This is a genomic window from Phormidium tenue FACHB-1052 (genome assembly GCF_014696675.1).
Classification (GTDB): domain Bacteria; phylum Cyanobacteriota; class Cyanobacteriia; order Phormidesmidales; family Phormidesmidaceae; genus Nodosilinea; species Nodosilinea tenuis_A.
The window spans coordinates 74,831-92,075 of sequence record NZ_JACJQN010000010.1; the positions used below are offsets into that span (position 1 = coordinate 74,831).

The window sequence follows — 17,245 nt, forward strand, 5'->3', positions numbered from 1 at the left end:
GTGGGAGGGTGGATGGGTGGATGGGTGGATGAGTAGAGACTATTGACGATCCATCTCTAACCCCCAATCATCAATTACTTACCCATCCACCCCCTACCCATCCACCCCCTACCCGCCTACCCATCTACTCCTAAAACGTCACCCGATACCCCACCGTCACCCGTCGCCCAGAGGCAGCGCTGTTGAAGGTTTCAGAAAAGCCGGTGTTGCGTTGGGCATAGGCCGGGAAGTAGAACGCGTCGAACAGATTGGCGATGCCAATGTCTAAGGTGCCGGGGCCGACATCGACGCTGCTGATTAAATCCACCACGGCGTAGCTGTTGATCGGGCTGGGGTCAACTTCAGCGTCAAAGGCGGCGCTGCGGCTGCCCACATACAACAGCTGGAGGCGATTGCGCCAGCCGGGCAGGGTTTCATTTTCGACGTAGGCGGTGAGCTTGAGCGGCTGAATGCGGGTACCGCTAATGGCGACGTACTCTCCAGTATTGTCTAAATCGGCTTCGCCGCCGATCAGGCTGAGGGTAGTGCCCAAGCTCCAGGTGGAGCTGGGCTGCACATCTAGGGTGGCCTCTAGGCCGTAGACGCGCTCGGGGGCTCGCACCAATTCGGAGAGGCCAGTGGCGTCATTAAACACAAAGGTGGAGCCTAACTCAGAGGTGTTGTAAAACCCTGAGATTGAAGCCTGAACCGTATCCCAGTCACCGCGAATGCCGACCTCATAGCCATTAACTTTTTGGGGCTGGTTGACCTGCACATCTGAATTCACCACAAAGCCGGCTTCGGCAAAGCCCAGCACCGCGCCAAAATCGGGCACCGAAAAGCCCTGGGCAAAGTTGGCAAATAGGCTGATTTCGGGGGTGACGTTGGCCACTGCGCCGACGTTGAAGGAGGTGTCGCTAAAGTTGCGATCGCCCCCCGCGATCGGGTCGCCAAAAAAGGTGGTGTAGTCGCCCACCGAAAAGCCAATGCGCTCGTGGCGCACGCCCCCCGACAGCTGCAACCAATCGGTAGTCTGCCACTGGAGCTGAGAAAACAGCCCCAGACTGCTGAGGGTGTAGGGAGGCACCAGGGGGCGTCGCTCAATCAGCCGGTTGACTCGACCATTGCTGTCGTCGAAGCTGACTGGGTCAAAGAGATTGTAGGTATTGGCGGTGGTTTCGTGGTTGTAGTCAGCGCCCCACAGCAGCGTTAACGAGTCGGCCAAGGGGGTGTCTAAGCTCAGGCGGCCACCCCAGTTTTCAGACTCTAGCTCCCCTTGAAAAATGCCAAAAGGTCGGGGCCGGCGATCGCGGGGGTCGCTGCGGCTGGTGTTGTTACGGTAATACAGCTGACTGTCGAGGCTGCTGTTCAAAATGTCGTCGTGGCGATAGCTGAGGTTGAGGATAAAGTTGCGATCGGCCTGGGGGCCGCCCCCTTCTGGAAAGCTCAGCTGCCCCACCCTCAATGCCCGCGCCTTCTGCTCGCCGGGCTCGTCGTCCACGCTGGGGTCGGCAATCACGTCGCTGTTGCGGCTTTCGCGGTAGTAGTTGAGCGACAACTGAAGCCGCTGGTTTTCGTCGGGGTTATAGCCCAGTCGCGTAAAGAGAGACACATTCTCACTCTCATCGGTGCCTTGAACGGTGGGAATGCGATCGCCCTGCCCATCAAACGAGGCCCCCGTATCAGCCCGCGACAGCGAGGCCAAAATATCGGCATTGCCATCCCTAGCAGAGACCATCTGCTGAACAAAGTAGCCAAAGCTCTCGCCCTGCAAACTCCCCAGGGCAGAATTGACGCTCACCTCTGAGGTGGCACTAAAGTCGGCCTCATCGGGCTGCCGCGTAATGATGTTGATGATGCCTCCAGTCGCCCCACCCCCATAGATAGCGCTGGGGCCGCGCACCACTTCAACGCGCTCGATGATGCTGGGGTCGAGGGTGCGCAGTTCGCGATCGAAGTCGCGCACATTGACATTTTGCGGCACTCCGTCGATCAAGATCACGGCGTTTCGACCGCGCAGCGAGGCCGCTGTAAACGTCCGCTCTGACGACGGCGCGAGGCCCGGCACCAAGGCCCCTAACGTATCGGTCAGATCTCGACTGACGGAGGTCTGCTGCTGAACCTCCTGCTGGGTAATGACGGTCACCGACCGAGGCACCGTCGCCATCTCTTCCTCGCTGCGGGTGGCGGACACAACTACCCGCAGGGGGTCCGCCTCAGCGGCTCCAGCGACGCCGGAGGCCAGGCCAATGCTCACCCCGTTGGCCTGGCGGCTCACCTCCCCCAGGGGGGCTGCATCGGTGCCGGTGATGGCAATGCGCACCGTGCGCTCATCTAGCGCCGTGGCACTGATGTAGGCGATGCCTTCAGCGGGGCTAAACGCCTCATACTCAGCCCCATCGGGCAGCGCCAGCACCGCATTGGGCAAATCGACGATGAGGGCATTGCCCACTGTGGAGGAAGTTGGGGTGAGCACTCCCCCCGATGCCGTTTCAATCACCAGCTGTGGCCCGGCCTCGGTTTCTACGACCTGAATCGCGGTAATTTCCACCGGGCTGTCTTGGGCGATCCAGGTTGTCGCGCTGGTTTCTGCCAACTCGTCGCTTACTGAGGTAGCCGCCGTCAAGGGTGCCGCCATCACCGCTGGGGCCACCGCCATCACCAAACCTGCCGTCCAAACAACACGCTGTATCTGCATTTCACTCCCACCACAATTGCGCGGCGACAGTTTGTTCTGTCACCGACTAAACAAGAATCTTTCTCAACAACATACAGAGTTCTGGTACGCCACCGAAAGTGTCGATGTGCGCTATCGGGAATAAGATGTACCCGCTAGGGAATAGTTTTGGGCCAGCAGCTCCCGCGGGCTGATCCCAAACCGCTGGCGAAAGCCGGCGGTGAAGTGGCTACGGCTGTGGTAGCCGACGGCGCTGGCGGCCTGCTGCACATTGAGCTGCCCGTCGAGCAGCAAAAGCCGGGCCTGGTCGAGGCGCTGAGCTTGCAGGTAGCCAAATACGGTGGTGTTAAAGACCGCCCGAAAGCCGCGCTTTAGGGTGCAGTCGTTGAGGCCCACCTGGCGTGCCAGGCCAATTAGCGAAGGGGGATGGGCTAAATCCTGCAGAAGAATATCTTTGGCCTGGTGAATGCGATCAATATCGTCGGGCTTGAGCCGATGGCTGGCCGCTGGCTGGGGTGGCGTCGCGGCCTGAAGGGTGAGGGCGACCAGCTCTAGCACCTTGCCTTCTAAAAAGAGTTGTCGAATTGGCCCCGCAAACGGACAGGTGAGGATCTGCTGCAAAACCATCGTCATCGCAGGGGAAGTGCGACAGCCCTGGCTGGCGTAGGGCTGATCGGCGGGTCTTAGCAAAGGGCCTAGGCCAGGTAGGACGGCGATCGCCGTTTCTCCCAGCAGGGTGTGCACGAGGGCTGGCTCAATGTGGACGCTGAGGGAGAGACTGCGGGGATGAGGGTCGTGGCAGATCTGCTGGGCGGGGGCCAAGCCGCTGCTGTAGAGCCAGTGCTGGCCTGCGCTGCTAGCACTTTTGGGGCCATCGTCGCGAATATCAAAGTGAACTTCTACCGGGTGAGGGCGATCGCCGCAGTCCACAACCACGGGCGTATGGTGCTGTACATCGCTAATTTCCAGGTGCAGCCCTGGCCTCAGCTGAATTTCGCGAAAATAGCCCTGGCCAAACTGCTGGGGGTAGGCCCAGGTCTGGTCGTCGGCCTCGCCACCAGCCCAGTCGTTGTCGGAGCCAAGGTTGGCAGGTCGCTTGATGAGTGCCCAAAAATCGTGTTGCGACAGGGTGATAGGCATTGAGGTGACAGCAGAAATGGCTGGTAATAATCTACCAGCCTAAATGAGACTGGTTGCCATTTGAGCGAAGACTGAACCGCCGATCTTCCAGGGCAACTGTCGTTTAGGGGCTAGTTGACCCTAGGTTGGCGCTTTCCCTAGGAAGTGCCTGTCCTGCAACAGTAGATGACATGAAGATCCGACTTACTTGCCAAATTTTTGTGATGGGCTGGCTGATAGCCAGTTGTGCTAGCCAGCCGTCGTCTCTCCAGCCCAGCCCGCCTCCCGTCTCGTCACCGCAGAAAAATAGTCAACGTCTCGTGGCCCACGCGCTGGGCAATACCGCTGTCCCTAGCCAGCCGCTGCGGGTGGTGGTGTTGACCAACGAGGCCACCGATATGGTGCTGGCCCTGGGGCTCACCCCGGTGGGTGCCGTCAAGTCGTGGTCGGGAGAACCTTACTACGCCTACCTTGCCGACGCCATGGCCGAGGTGCCTGTGGTCGGCGATGAAATGCAGCCCAGCCTAGAGCAAATTGTGGCCTTGAAGCCCGATTTGATTTTGGGTAGCGAGGTGCGGCAGGGGCAGATTTATGGGCAGTGCGAATGGCCGTGGCCAAGTTGGACTCGACATTTTCTACACCAACCTTGGCAAAGATAGTGGTCAACGCGGCGAAAAAAGCAGGGAGTAGGGCAAAAATCCACCAGGCTCTTTCGTCGGCCATGCTGGTCAACCTCAAAATTACAGCTACGTTACAGACTCAATGCGCCCATTCTCTAAAAACAGAATTTGATCGGCGCGATCGAGCACTGAGGGACGGTGGGAGACGACAAGGCAGGTGGGGGAAAGCGTGGATGGGTAAATGGGTGGATGGGTGGATGGGGTAAACAATTGCTCCCACAGGCGCTGTTCGGTCTCCACATCCAGGGCGCTGGAGAGATCATCGAATATCATCAAGGCGGGCTGACGTAGCAGCATACGGGCGGCGGCGGCCCGTTGCTTTTGCCCACCAGACAGGCGAAAGCCGCGAGTGCCAATGAGGGTTTCTAGCCCATCTGGCATGGCCGCGAGATCGCGATCAAAGACGGCGGTGGCGATCGCCCGATCAAGCTGTTGTGGGCCAACGGCTTGCCCCAGCAGCAGATTTTCTCGCAACGAGGCGCTGAAGAGTTGGGGAATTTGCGGCGTATAGGCAGCCCGAGGGGGCACCAAGAAATTTGCCGGGTCGAGAATTGGCTGACCATTCCAATGCAGCGCGCCAGATTGTTTGGGCAGCAGGCCTAACAGCACCCGCAGCAGAGTAGTTTTGCCTGCACCCACCCGTCCGGTGATCACCGTCAAACTGCCTTGGGTGAGGGTAAAACTGATGTCACTGATGCCGCCACCGCCTGGATAGCGGTAGGTCAACCCTTCAACCCGTAGCTCGTGGAGGGGGGCGGAGGCCATGGGCCGGTCGTTGACGATCGCATCTACCCTCGAAGGCAGCGCCGGTTCTGGGCCAAGGATAGGTTTGAGGTAGAGGGGGTGAGGGTGGGTAAGGGGGTGAGAATTTTGAATTTTAAGTTTTGAGTTTTGAGTAAAATCCTTTAACTGAGAACTCAAAACTGAGAACTCAAACCTTTGTTCGTCAAGTTTTCTAGCTCCATCACACACCAACCCCGCCATGCGCTCAAAGGAGACTTCGCTCTGCTTAATGGTGGCGATAAAGCCGCCCAGGAAGGCGAGAAAGTAGGTGACAAACGATAAGTAATAGACAAACAGGGCAAAGTCGCCCACGGTGAGGTCGCCTTGGGCACCGAGGCTTTGGGAGGCGACCAGCAAGATTAGCCCGGTGCCGATGCTGACGATGTTCTCAAAGCCGGAGTTGAGGATGGCGCTGAAGACTTGGTCGCGCACCATCAGGTCGCGGCGGCGATCGCATCTTTTCCGCAACTCCTCCAGCATTTGGGCTTCGGCCCCGGCTACCTTCACCGCTTGCACGGCGGTAAACAATTCTCCAATCAGCCCGGTGACCTGCTGGGTAGCCTGGCGGCTGGCGCGGCGGTAGCGTTTGAGGCGGTGCTCGGCCTGATGGGCGAGGAGGGCGATCGCGCACAGCGGCAAAAACACCAGCAGCGTCATCGTCGGGTTAACGCTGATCAGCAGCGCCACCGACCCCATCGCAAACACCCCGGCGGCAAAGATCTCGTTGGTGCCCACCACAACATCCTCAATCTGGGCCGCATCGTCGCGAAAGTAGCTGAGAATTTCACCGGGGGAAGCATTTTGGCCATTGGCTCCACCCGTCGCCAACTCGGCCCCAGGGCGCTTGAGCAGTTCGTGCAGCAGATTGTGTCGTACCAAACCACTGATCAAAAAGCGGTGCTGGGTTTTGGTAATGCGCCCGACAAAAATTGCCACCACCCGCGCTAGCCCCACCGCCAGCAGTAGCCCAATCCACACCCAGGGCGATGCGCTAAAGCGCGAATCTCCAGTGAGGGTGTCAAAAAATTCGCGAATGATTAGCCCCGGCACGGCTGGCAATCCAAGGATGAACAGCCACAGCAGCGTATCGACCCAGTAGAGCCGCTGGGCGTAGCGGATGAGCTGCCAGAGGAGGTGGGTGATGGGGGGCATAGGGGTGGATGGGTGGATGGGTGGATGAGTAGATGGGTAGGCGGGTGGATGGGTGGGTGGGAATTATTTGGAGAGAGACAGTAAGGAAAGGGTGGGGGGATGACTAGGGAATTGGTGAGGAGTTATCGGGATTTAGAGGTTTATCAGGTGGCTTTTGCCACAGCTATGGATATTTGGCGTTGCTGATCATCAGTATGATTTGCCCCCCTAGCCCCCCAATTCTGGGGGGAACCAGACGACTTCAAAGTCCCCCAATTTTGGGGGGTTGGGGGGCCGATGCAGTAACTGTTGATTTTACAGATTCATTCCTCAATTCAGCAACGCCGGATATTTTTGAGGTGTCTAAACGGTTTCCAGTTGAGGAGAGATATTCCTTGACTGACCAAATTCGAAGGTCGTCTCGGTCAGTGTGTGCCAATTTGGGAGAAGCCTGGCGAAAACGGCGATATCAAGCTGCCTTTGTTGCAAAAATCAGTGACTGCCAGGCTGAAGCAACAGAAACTCAAATTTGGCTAGAGTTTGCAGTTAAATGCCAATATTTAGATGCCGAATCCGGTAGGAACCTCTATCGCAACTACGACCAAGTCTTAGGGCAACTCGTCAACATGATCAAAAACGCTTCCACCTGGACAATCCAATAACCCATCCACCCGTCCACCCGTCCACCCATCTACCCATCCACCCATCCACCCATCCACCCGTCCACCCATCCACTCATCCACCCACCTACCCATCCACTCTCCCACTCCCCCTCTTCCCCCAGGGCTCCCCGACGGATCTTTTTGGCTGCTCAGCGGAGTTTCTGTAGAGAGCGGTTCTTGGGGCTACACTGCTGGGTCAACTGGACGCGCCGCTGGCATTGGATTCGAGATATTCAATAGCAAAAGTGCTAGATAATACGGAAAACATAGGGTCTTATCTGACAAATCTGACACTTATACATAATTGTGCTGCTGAGGTATGGGTTATGAAAAGGTCGAACTCTATCTTTTGGGCGATCGCAGGCGCAGCACTCCTATGGGGAAGCGTCGCACTCGTCAGCGCCAGTGATGGAGTGTCCATGTTGGATTACGTATTCTACTTTCTTGGCGGCCTCGCTTTTGGTGCAGTCACAGTCGCCACCGCTGTTGGCCTGCTAGGCAGAGGTCTGAGGAAACGCGAGCGGTTGATTAAAATACTCCCTTACCCCTTCGTAATTCAGTTAGTTCTTCTTGTCATTGTCTTTGCGGGCGTCAGTTTTGATCTCGCGTTTGCGGCTAGATTTGCCGCGAGTCGCTCTGCGCTTGAGGGGGCTGCAATAGACACGCGCTCAGGGACGGGGCCAGGCGCACCGACGTGGATTGGCCTCTTTAAAGTTAGCGAGATAGACAAGGCTGGCAACGCGGTACGCTTCATCATTGGTGAGTGCGGTCTAGCGGATGACTGCGGCGTTGTCCACAGCCCGGACGGTACGCCTCCGATTGTTGGAGAAGATTGGTACGCGCCAATGAAAGGCGTCTGGTGGCGCTGGAGGCGGAGTTGGTAGACCGGGGAAAAGATTGTATGGGTGCTGCAACCCAACATCGGCATGCAGCGGACGTGCAGCCAGCAGGCCTCTCATCATCAAGGGCTATAGCGCGCCGCTGATGCCCGACATTAGCTTTTACTCTAGATGCGGAATTGCTTGATATCTATTGAATCTATTGAGTAAATAAGTAAAGGAGTCGCCGTTTTGAAAGAATGGAAACGATCTCTACGTATTAGCCTCAAGTACGCTAGGAGCCTGCTTCGTGGCTACCCTTTCTTTTATGCTCGGCAACAAACTCCTGATCAGTCATATCTTTACCCTCACTTATGGTGTGATTCTGTCACAGCCATTCCAGACCGTGGCAGTCCAGAAATTCGCGAAAATCGTGTCTTGAACTTGCAACTGGCTGCAAGCAAAATTCACCAGCTTCAACTTAACCCTGGGCAAATCTTCAGCTTCTGTAATTGCGTAGGCGATCCAACCTTGAGTAATGGGTTTAAGGCAGGACCCGTGTTTGTGCGCGGTCAAGTGCAGACGGGAGCTGGTGGCGGACTATGCTTAATTGCTACCAACCTGTTTCATACGTTCTTGGTTTCAGGTTGCCAGATTTTGGAGCGACATTGCCATAGCATCGATGCTTACGGGGACGATCGATTTTACCAGCTCGGTCAAGATGCTTCGATCGCCTATGGCTACAAAGATTTGATCGTTCGGAATCACAGTGATGTGGCGCTACAGTTGCGCTTACAAGTGCTGCCGGAGACAGGTCAGGTGGTCTCTAGTTTATGGGGGCAGTCTCCTTGCCCCTGGAAGGTTAAGGTTGACTCTGTGGTTTTGCAGGAGTTGTTGCCTTCTTCAACAACTAACATTTCTGGTTGGATCGTTGAAACTCGACGATCTGTGTGCGATCGGGCGGACAACTCAAGAGCAGGGACTGGCTCGGAAACCATGACTGAAGAACTTTTATGGCAACTTGATTATCGCGCCATTAGTGTTTATAAGCCCTGTACTGACAGCAGTTTGGAGACTACCGTTGAGATCGATAAGATGGTATGAGCAATGACTGTGAAAGTGATAGCCATTGTTCATGAAAGCTGTTAGTGACAAAAGCCAGCTTTTCTAAACAGCAACCTCAATAAGCTATACAGCTGTGCCACTTCGTTATATATCGGCCTGTGTAAGCTAAACAGTTGTGCCACTTCGCTATACATCGGTCTTAGTTTGTGAAATGGGCTGCTCAGTTGGCCAAGTTGCGAGCGGTGGGCTTGATGTTGGTCGCCGCCCCCGACGACAAAGGGTGCTGCCATCGGGAGCGGGCAAGGTACGTTACTCAATCAGCACGGTTTTGGTGGCGATCGCCATCCAGACATGTCCTGTTGGGGAGGTTGTGCCGGTGGTGTCATTGGTGGGTGGCACGGGGATGGGATCGCTCCAGTCGTTGGGGTCGGTGTAGCCGAGGGCGTGGAGGATTTTGATGGTGCGATCGATGCCTGCGAGGCTGCCGTAGAGCATATGGCGCACCTTCTCGGGGTTTAGGGACCGGGTCCCTTTGCTATTGCCCCCAGACCTAGGTGGCAGCGGCAGGGACCCGGTCCCTTGGTCGCCACTGGCATCGGGTTCGAGATATTCAAACATGGGTTCTGTCTCCAGTTTTGGTTTAAGGAAGACAGAACGCGAAAACCCCAGCCACCCGCAGCTGAAGTGCAAACTGTGGGGGCTAGGGTACGATGAACCTAGCCTCGCAATCTGCGCAAGAGATTTGCGGGGTTAGCTGTCTGTTGGTGTTACCAGCACCTTCAGGCAGCGCTAAAGTCTTCGAGTTCTGCGTGGACACCGCTCTGCTGAACGGCTTAATGTAAGAGAATAGTGGTGCAGACGCTCCCCGTCAACCGTGGAGGATGGCACGACGCTCTAGCAGATACTTTAGACAGAATGACTCTGTTTATTTACCTTTGTGAAGGTATGAGGTAGATTACTCGCTACTTATCTCCTCTGCAGAGGGTATCAAGTAAATAGAAGCAGTCTAACAATTTGTTAAACTACTACTGGCATAGATTTTAGAACTTCTTATTTCTTTGTTGTTCGCTTGAATTGCTTAGAACAGCGTCAACATTCTATACAAAACACAAAAACCTGCTGAAAAATTTGTTACTATTCTAAGCTGCCCTCTAAGATAGCCTCGCCGGGAAGTTTAGTACTACTATGCAGATTAAAAAACTAGAGTACTACGATGATGAGTATAAGTGGAAGCTAGCAAAAGTCGATTTTTTGCCAAATCTCAATCTTCTAGTTGGTGTATCTGGCGCGGGGAAAACAAGGATACTCAGGTCCATTTATAGCCTAAAATCTATAGCTAATGGTGCATCCCTAAACGGAGTTAAATGGAATGTTTGCTTCATAGCAGACAACAATCTTGAATATACTTGGAGCGGAGAGTTTGAAACAAAAGAAAGCACCATATCGATTGATGAAAACCCAGAAGAAAATGATCAAGTAAAACTTATAACTGAAAAATTAGTTTGCAATAATGAGAATATTATAATCGAGCGAAAAGGCTCAGAAATTATATTTAATGGGAACACAACCCCTAAGCTGTCACCTTTTGAAAGCGTCATTGAACTACTAAAGCAAGAAGATCAAATTATTCCTGTAAAGGAATCATTGGATAAAATCATATTGACTGAATCCGATAATATCGATCGAGTTTGGCGTTTGCAGTTATCTGTCTTTAAAAAATATGAAAATTCTTCGCTCTCCGCCCTAAAAGAAAGTGGCTTGCCATTGCAAATAAAACTAGCCATTCTTTACAGAACACTTCCTGAAGAATTCAACAGAATTAAAGAAGCCTTCGTGGCAGTTTTTCCAAACGTTATAGACGTAAAAATTGAGAATATAAAAGATGAAAATTTTCCCATCGCATTATCTAAGCTATTAAAAGATGCTACTGCCGTTAGCATTAGAGAAAAAGGTGTAAATGATTGGATTGAAAATATTTCTTCAGGAATGATGAAGACATTGATGTATATTAGTGAGCTATATCTAGCTCCTGAAAACTGTATTATTCTAATCGATGAATTTGAAAATAGCTTAGGTATTAATTGTTTGGATAGCATCACTGAGCTTGTGCTGGATGACAAAAAATTACAGTTTATTATTACTAGCCATCATCCATACATAATAAATAATTTTAGCCCTGCTTATTGGAAAATAGTAACTCGAAAAGCTGGTTTGGTAACCGTTAAAAATTCAGAGGACTTTCATATATCTCAAGCTAGGCAAAAAGCGTTTATTGATCTGATAAATGTTCTAGAAGACGAAGCAGACCTAGAAGAGTAGTGATGAATATTTACTTCTTAGTTGAAGGGAATAGTACAGAGAGAAAAATATATCCTAAATGGCTTGAATATCTAATCCCAGATCTAGTAAGGGTTAAGTATTACGATCAAGTTAAAGATAACAACTATTACCTCATCAGTGGGGAAGGTTATCCCAGGATTTTGTATGATGGACTTGAAAATGCTGTCGATAAAATTTCAGAAACTATAAGATACGATTATCTTGTCATATGTGTCGATGCTGACGAAGAGTCAGTGAATGAAAGAATTCAATATATTCGTGACTTTATCAGTAATAAAGCTATTAACTTAGGGAAAACTAAAGTTGAAATTATTGTGCAAAATCGTTGTATAGAAACTTGGCTGCTAGGCAATAAGAAGATTTTTGACTCTAGGCAACCGTTGGAGTCTCCATTGGTAGACTACGTGAATTACTACGATGTCTCTCAGAGCGACCCTGAAGAAATGGGGAAGTATGAAATGAAAAATCATGCTAACTTTCATTATGAATATCTGCGAGAAGTTTTCAGGTCGAGGAATACAACATATAGCAAGAAAAATCCTGGTAACGCCAAAGAAAGATATTATTTTGATGAACTTCAGAAAAGAGTACAGGCTCAGCCTCAAGATCTTCAAACTTTTCAGCTTTTTCTGGAGTTTTGTGAAAGAGTCAAAAATGCTATGGTCCAAGGAACTAAGGAAAGCGCTGAGGAAAGCAGTTAATATAAGAAGTTATAGATTGGAGGATACATGATATAGCGGTTTTTATAACCACGGAGCATTGCAAAGAGACTAAAGCCTTTTCATGGAAAGGATTCTGGCGCGATCGCAGATCTCTTGTAGTTGGGTTGACGAAGTAACCCAACAATCTTGGCAGGATTTATTCTCAACCTCCGTCTACTCAATGGTTGCGACCACCGTAAAGCTGACTTCCTTCAGGGAAATCTGCATCTTGCGTTGCTATGCAGTTTCACGCAGCATTCACTGATGCAACCAAAAGATGATCGCGATCAACTGCAAACTCCAAACATGCCCTAATGTCGGTTTCTGTCAATTCTGGAAAGTCGTCAATAATTTCAGCAACAGACATGCCAGCCGCTAACCAGCCCAAGACATCATAGACCGTAATCCGCATTCGGCGGATGCAGGGTTTGCCACCGCGCTTATCAGGTTCAATCGTGATGATGTCGCGATAGCTCATAAGACAGTTGGATTGCTCATGTATTCCTAAGTCTAGAGCAGGCTAACACCTCACTGCAACAGATAGGAGCGCGATCGCAAGCTTCCTGTAGGTTAGGTTGACGCAGGACCTAACAACCTCAGAAGGATTTTACTCTCACCTGCTGTGGTATTGCATAGTGCCAGACTAACGTTGGACGTTGGGTTACTTTGCGAGAAGGCAAAGCCTACGCTAGCGCAATTCAACCTACTACCTAGCGTTCATCGTCATTAGTCTTAAAGACCGCAACGAAATTATTCAGAGTCTTGATCATCGTCTTGACCCATACCTGCGCCCTCTTCGTCACGGCGATCGCCGAGCATTTGAGGGACGACAGCAGGGTTTGAAAGGATTTCTTGGGGGTCTTTGTCGTAGCCACCCTTGTTGACTAGGTCACGAGGATCAAAGGTATCTGCATCAGCGGATTGGGCTTTGTCGGGATTGTTATGTTGATTCTCAGTCATAAAACCACTTCTTTTACGTCGGCCCTTAGGAGCGCTTAATTGTTAGCGTAAGCAGCAACAGCGATCGCTTCATCCCTCATCCGCCATACATTGAGTGCGATCGCAAATCCTCTATAAGTTGGGTTGACCAAGGAAACCCAACAATCCAACCTACTCACTGCCTACCACTCCTAAGGTGCGGGCGGAATTCGCGCCATTCTGCGAGATTGAAGCTCGTCAGGCAACTTGAAACAGGGCACCATGCCGTCTTTGTGGTCGAGATATAGCTCAGCAGCAGTGAGCAGATCGGCGGCACAGGTGGCAGGGTCAAGGTCAGCAAAGAGATAGGTGGGTTTGCCGGTGCCCACGTAGGCGATCGCACAGGCCTTTTCACAAACGCACAGGCATCCCGTCGTCGCGATCGCCAGCTCACCCCTGCGAGACCACTGCGAATGTAGCGCCTCCAGGTGCTTCAGCAGGTGCTCCCCGCCCGTTTCCCCATCGCGCTTCTCTTCATCTGCTGAAAAGCCGCAGCTTTTGCACACAATTAGCTGGTCAGGCATGCCTACGATGGCTCCACAAGATATTTGAACAAGTCATCCAGAATGGCATTGGCGGCGATCGGACCACTGCCAATCCAATGACTGGGCACGGTGTAGACACGCCCCGCCTGCACCGCTTTGAGCTGTCGCCAGAGCGGGTCTTGTCGCAGCGTCTCCAGTTTTTGCTTGGCTGTTGCCGTCGCCTCAGGGGTGTTCTCACCCGTCCAAAGAAAAATGACATCACCATCGGCCTGCCCCAGCAGCTCTCGGCTAATGCTGGTTTGAATCGGGTTATCGAACAAAGCTGCTGCCTCATCGGCTCCAATATCTTGAGCGGGCGGGCGGGCCAGCCCCACATCTTGCAACACAGTGCCCGCAAACGAATCCCGCAGATAGAGATTAATGGTTTCAGGATAAATCCGCACGACCGACACCTGAAGGTCGTTGAGGCGATCGCCCATCTGAGCCTTAAAGTCTGCCGTTCTCGCGTCGTAATCGGCCATGGTCTGCTGCGCCGCATCCGCTTGCCCCAACGCCGCCGCCATCTGTTGAAACAGCGTTTTCCACTGACCGCTGTGCTCAAAGCTAAACATGAGCGTCGGCGCAATTTGAGCAGCCTGGGCATAGGCCGCCTGATTGTTATCAAGCCCCACAATCAAATCAGGCTTGAGGGCCAGCACCTCCTCCAGATTGGGCTCTCCCGTCTGCCCTACATTCTCGACCTGGGCCACTTGCTCGGCCATGTGATCCACCAAGCCGCTCACAGCCGTGGCAATGGGGGAGAGGCCAGATGCGATCGCATACTCAAATGTCACCCCATCCAGCGTCACCAACCGCTCATAGGTCTTAGGTACACAGGTCGTTCCAGCGGCATGTTCAACCTCAGTGCAATCCACCGCAGCCGATTGATCAACGGATGATTCTCCCCCCTGACAAGCAACCACTAATCCTAAGGTCAGCAGCGTCAGAACAAGGTTGATTGCCCACTGTTTTAGAACTTGTAAGCTCAAATGTCTAACCTCACTTATGCAGCTTGCGATCGCTCAACCCCTACCCTGTTAAAACTCCACTCCTACTCTGGCTGATACTGTCAGCGGTGCTCCCGGATTTACACCCAAAAACTGATCAGAAGAGGTGAAATAGCGGGCGTTAAATAGGTTTTCAACGTTGAGCTGGGCTCGCCAGTTGTCGCGGCGGTAAAACAGCGCTGCATCCGTGCGGAAATAGCTGGGCAGCGTAAAACTATTGTCAGAATTACCCGCTCGCTGACTGACGTAATACAATCCCAGACCAAAGCCCAGCCCCTCCAAACTTCCCTCCTGCATTTCGTAGGTGCTCCACAGACTGAACTGGTTATCGGGCACATTGGCCAGACTATTGCCCACTGGAATGGTGTTGTCTTGGCTGACAAAGGCATCCAGCGACGTGTAGTTGGCGGTGAGATTCCACCCCGGTAAAACTTCGCCGCCTAAGCCCAGTTCAAAGCCTCGGCTCGTCACTTCGCCGGTTTGCACCGTAAACAGTGGGTCGTTGGGGTCAGTGGTTTGCACATTCCGGCGGCGAATGTCGAACAGGGCCGCAGTAACGCTCAACCTGTCGGTAATATCGCCTTTGACCCCCACCTCAAACTGTCGCCCCCGCTCGGGGTCAAAGGTGGAATCGTCAGCGTTGCGGCTCGCCCCAAAGGAAGGCTGAAATGAGGTGGTGTAAGACGCATAGAGCGACACCGGCTCAATCGGTTGATAGACAATGCCGACCCGAGGCGAAAAGGCGCTGTCTGACTGGCTAAATTCTTCGCGGGGCTGGCCAATATCTTGGGTAGTGCGGAACTGATCGGCGGTGTCATACCGAATTCCGGCCAGCAGCTTGAGATTGGGCAAAATTTCAACCTGATCTTGCAGATAAATGCCCAAAGTTCTAATCGTGTCATCCCTAAAGAACTCGGGCTCGATGGCGTAGGGAATGCCCGTGTAGACCGGATTGAAAATATTGATGGAGTTGTAGGAATTGCTAAATTGAAACTCGGGCTGCTCCAGCGTATTGCGATACTCAACGCCAAACAGCACCTCGTGATTTACTGAGCCCGTGCTAAATCGGCCAACCGCCTCGGCGTTGGTAAAAAAGCGCTGGTATCTGCCGCCCGCAAAGTAGGCTAAGCGCCCCAGTTCACCCGTTGTTTCATCGAGTGAATCAAACAGCGGGGCATATCGGCGCGGCGAATATTGCTGGTATTGAAGGGTGTGGCGCAGGTCAAGATTCTCGTTAACCTCGTGGTTGAGACGATAGCCCAGGTTGAACTGATCTTGGGAAAATTCGCCAAAGTCTTCGCCTAAAAAGCGATCGCGCGGCAGATCGATAATGCCATTGGCACCCACCACCAAACCTTCGTCGATGGTCTCGCGATCGCTCGTATACTGCCCATACACATCCAGCGAGGTGCTGGGGCTAATATCCCAGGTGATGATCGGCGAAATCAGCAGCCGGTTACCATCCACCAGGTTGCGGAAGCTGTTGAGATTTTCGTAGGACAGGTTTAGCCGGTAGCGAAGGGTACTGTCACTGGTGATGGGCCCCGATAGGTCAACGGCTCCGTCATAGCTGCCAAAACTATCTACCCCTCCCGAAACGTCATAGAACGGCTCGCTAAGCGGACGCTTGGGCACCAGGTTGACGATGCCGCCCGGCTCTCCCTGGCCAAACAGCACCGAGGCTGGCCCACGCAGCACTTCCACTCGCTCGATGTCGTTGGTGCTCAGCGCCCCCAAAGAAAATGCCTCGACCCCATCGCGAAAAATGCCGCCCTGGCTTTCAAAGCCGCGAATCAAAAAGCCTGGGCCAAATACACTCAAGCCCCGCCCGCCGCTAGAAACGACCGAAGCCGCTGTTTCTAGGGCATTGCCCAACTCCCGCGCATCGCGATCTTCTATCACCGCCTGAGGTATCACCTGGATCGACTGGGGAATGTCGCGCAGGGGCGTATCGGTACGGGTTGCGGTGCTAGAGTCACTGGGCGTATAGCCTTCATCGCCAGCCCCCGTCACCCCAATTCTGATCACCTCCTCCTCGCCGGTCGCCAAGCCCAGCCCGGGCAAAATACCCAGCACCAACCCCGCCGCCTCAGTGCTTACATTCACCGCTGGCGGTGCGTCGCTGCCGGTAATGGCCACCCGCACCTGGTTGCCGGGTTCATTGGTCACACTCACCAGGGCAATGCCCTCGGCGGGGCCAAACTGCTCAAAACCTTCGCCCTCAGGCAGGGCCAGCACCGCATTGGGAATGTCGGCCACCAGCGCATTGCCTACTACCGAGGTGATGGGTTCTTCCAGCGGCCCGATCGCATCTAGCACCAGACGCAGACCTTCGCCCTCGCCCTCAACCCGCACGCCGGTAATCTGCGTTGCCCCCTGGGCCAGATTGAGATCTGCCGCCTGGTCGCTGGGCTGCGCTACCGCTGCTGAAGACAGCGCCATTTCGGCCCGAGCCGCCATCGGCACCAGCGTCAGCCATCCCGCCAACAGCACCAACCGTTGCAATCGAACTCCCATCACACCACCTGTTAAATCGTTGAGGACAATGCCTTAGCTACCTATGGCTTCGAGGCAATCAGGAATACTTCTCAACAAGATACAGGGTCATGAGAGCCGCTAAAGCGAGAAATGATCCCTAGACGGAGGATTTGCGATCAAATTTGGGAGTTTTTGGGAGCAAGCAGGAGAGTGTGGGAGTGGATGAGTGGGCGGGTGGATGGGTGGATGGGTAGGCGAAGTGTGAGACAGGTGAAGGGTAGAGAACAATCCCCCTATCTTTAT

Annotated in this window: 15 protein-coding genes; 6 read left to right on the forward strand and 9 right to left on the reverse strand. The window is 53.3% G+C overall.

Going from position 1 to position 17,245, the window contains the following annotated elements:
• Positions 1-130 precede the first annotated feature (130 nt).
• Both H6G07_RS14585 and H6G07_RS14590 read right to left on the reverse strand, forming a co-directional pair.
• Positions 131-2,677, reverse strand: coding sequence for a TonB-dependent receptor domain-containing protein (locus H6G07_RS14585; protein ID WP_073608984.1), 2,547 nt, complete (start codon positions 2,675-2,677; stop codon positions 131-133).
• Positions 2,678-2,788: 111 nt separating this feature from the next.
• Positions 2,789-3,796: a helix-turn-helix transcriptional regulator gene (locus H6G07_RS14590; protein ID WP_073608983.1), complete on the reverse strand. Its 1,008-nt coding sequence runs from the start codon at positions 3,794-3,796 to the stop codon at positions 2,789-2,791.
• A gap of 170 nt (positions 3,797-3,966) precedes the next feature.
• On the opposite strand from H6G07_RS14590, the gene H6G07_RS14595 reads away from it, so the two are divergent.
• Positions 3,967-4,434, forward strand: a complete 468-nt coding sequence (locus H6G07_RS14595) for an ABC transporter substrate-binding protein (RefSeq protein ID WP_084173212.1) — start codon at positions 3,967-3,969, stop codon at positions 4,432-4,434.
• An 87-nt stretch (positions 4,435-4,521) separates the two neighbouring features.
• Here the strand turns inward: H6G07_RS14595 and H6G07_RS14600 are convergent, their stop codons facing one another.
• Entirely contained in the window at positions 4,522-6,390 is a 1,869-nt protein-coding gene (locus H6G07_RS14600) for an ATP-binding cassette domain-containing protein (protein WP_073608981.1), read from the reverse strand.
• 194 nt (positions 6,391-6,584) lie between these two features.
• On the opposite strand from H6G07_RS14600, the gene H6G07_RS14605 reads away from it, so the two are divergent.
• From H6G07_RS14605 to H6G07_RS14615, 3 genes are all read left to right on the forward strand, one after another.
• Positions 6,585-7,031: a four helix bundle protein gene (locus tag H6G07_RS14605; RefSeq protein ID WP_084173211.1), complete on the forward strand. Its 447-nt coding sequence runs from the start codon at positions 6,585-6,587 to the stop codon at positions 7,029-7,031.
• 218 nt (positions 7,032-7,249) lie between these two features.
• Positions 7,250-7,915 carry a hypothetical protein gene (locus H6G07_RS14610; protein WP_190740724.1) on the forward strand — a complete coding sequence of 222 codons (666 nt, stop codon included), beginning with the start codon at positions 7,250-7,252 and terminating at the stop codon, positions 7,913-7,915.
• Between the two features lie 186 nt (positions 7,916-8,101).
• On the forward strand, positions 8,102-8,953 hold the full coding sequence (locus H6G07_RS14615) for a VanW family protein (protein WP_073608979.1): 852 nt from the start codon (positions 8,102-8,104) through the stop codon (positions 8,951-8,953).
• Between the two features lie 270 nt (positions 8,954-9,223).
• Here H6G07_RS14615 and H6G07_RS14620 read toward each other — a convergent pair whose 3' ends face one another.
• The gene (locus H6G07_RS14620; RefSeq protein WP_073608978.1) at positions 9,224-9,532 is read right to left on the reverse strand and encodes a hypothetical protein; all 309 of its coding nucleotides are present in this window, start codon (positions 9,530-9,532) and stop codon (positions 9,224-9,226) included.
• A gap of 567 nt (positions 9,533-10,099) precedes the next feature.
• Here H6G07_RS14620 and H6G07_RS14625 point away from each other — a divergent pair.
• Entirely contained in the window at positions 10,100-11,233 is a 1,134-nt protein-coding gene (locus H6G07_RS14625) for an AAA family ATPase (RefSeq protein ID WP_073608977.1), read from the forward strand.
• 2 nt (positions 11,234-11,235) lie between these two features.
• Entirely contained in the window at positions 11,236-11,955 is a 720-nt protein-coding gene (locus H6G07_RS14630; RefSeq protein ID WP_073608976.1) for a hypothetical protein, read from the forward strand.
• A gap of 247 nt (positions 11,956-12,202) precedes the next feature.
• Here the strand turns inward: H6G07_RS14630 and H6G07_RS14635 are convergent, their stop codons facing one another.
• The 5 genes from H6G07_RS14635 to H6G07_RS14655 all read right to left on the reverse strand — a co-directional run bounded on the left by H6G07_RS14635 (position 12,203) and on the right by H6G07_RS14655 (position 16,981).
• Entirely contained in the window at positions 12,203-12,433 is a 231-nt protein-coding gene (locus tag H6G07_RS14635; RefSeq protein WP_073608975.1) for a DUF433 domain-containing protein, read from the reverse strand.
• Positions 12,434-12,705: 272 nt separating this feature from the next.
• A complete protein-coding gene (locus H6G07_RS14640) occupies positions 12,706-12,915 on the reverse strand; it encodes a hypothetical protein (protein WP_073608974.1) in 210 nt (69 codons plus the stop codon).
• Positions 12,916-13,085: 170 nt separating this feature from the next.
• Positions 13,086-13,457, reverse strand: coding sequence for a DUF1636 domain-containing protein (locus H6G07_RS14645; protein WP_073608973.1), 372 nt, complete (start codon positions 13,455-13,457; stop codon positions 13,086-13,088).
• A 2-nt stretch (positions 13,458-13,459) separates the two neighbouring features.
• On the reverse strand, positions 13,460-14,380 hold the full coding sequence (locus tag H6G07_RS14650; RefSeq protein ID WP_199312104.1) for an ABC transporter substrate-binding protein: 921 nt from the start codon (positions 14,378-14,380) through the stop codon (positions 13,460-13,462).
• 114 nt (positions 14,381-14,494) lie between these two features.
• Positions 14,495-16,981 (reverse strand): TonB-dependent siderophore receptor, encoded by a 2,487-nt coding sequence (locus tag H6G07_RS14655; RefSeq protein ID WP_199312106.1) that lies wholly within the window; start codon positions 16,979-16,981, stop codon positions 14,495-14,497.
• Between the last annotated feature and the right edge of the window lie 264 nt (positions 16,982-17,245).

What these genes read in the sequence shown, in the direction of transcription:
- H6G07_RS14585 (WP_073608984.1), bottom strand. Translation starts at nt 2,677, where the DNA reads ATGCAGATACAGCGTGTTGTTTGGACGGCAGGTTTGGTGATGGCGGTG.
- H6G07_RS14655 (WP_199312106.1), bottom strand. Translation starts at nt 16,981, where the DNA reads ATGGGAGTTCGATTGCAACGGTTGGTGCTGTTGGCGGGATGGCTGACG.
- H6G07_RS14590 (WP_073608983.1), bottom strand. Translation starts at nt 3,796, where the DNA reads ATGCCTATCACCCTGTCGCAACACGATTTTTGGGCACTCATCAAGCGA.
- H6G07_RS14625 (WP_073608977.1), top strand. Translation starts at nt 10,100, where the DNA reads ATGCAGATTAAAAAACTAGAGTACTACGATGATGAGTATAAGTGGAAG.
- H6G07_RS14600 (WP_073608981.1), bottom strand. Translation starts at nt 6,390, where the DNA reads ATGCCCCCCATCACCCACCTCCTCTGGCAGCTCATCCGCTACGCCCAG.
- H6G07_RS14605 (WP_084173211.1), top strand. Translation starts at nt 6,585, where the DNA reads ATGATTTGCCCCCCTAGCCCCCCAATTCTGGGGGGAACCAGACGACTT.
- H6G07_RS14595 (WP_084173212.1), top strand. Translation starts at nt 3,967, where the DNA reads ATGAAGATCCGACTTACTTGCCAAATTTTTGTGATGGGCTGGCTGATA.
- H6G07_RS14620 (WP_073608978.1), bottom strand. Translation starts at nt 9,532, where the DNA reads ATGTTTGAATATCTCGAACCCGATGCCAGTGGCGACCAAGGGACCGGG.
- H6G07_RS14640 (WP_073608974.1), bottom strand. Translation starts at nt 12,915, where the DNA reads ATGACTGAGAATCAACATAACAATCCCGACAAAGCCCAATCCGCTGAT.
- H6G07_RS14645 (WP_073608973.1), bottom strand. Translation starts at nt 13,457, where the DNA reads ATGCCTGACCAGCTAATTGTGTGCAAAAGCTGCGGCTTTTCAGCAGAT.
- H6G07_RS14635 (WP_073608975.1), bottom strand. Translation starts at nt 12,433, where the DNA reads ATGAGCTATCGCGACATCATCACGATTGAACCTGATAAGCGCGGTGGC.
- H6G07_RS14630 (WP_073608976.1), top strand. Translation starts at nt 11,236, where the DNA reads ATGAATATTTACTTCTTAGTTGAAGGGAATAGTACAGAGAGAAAAATA.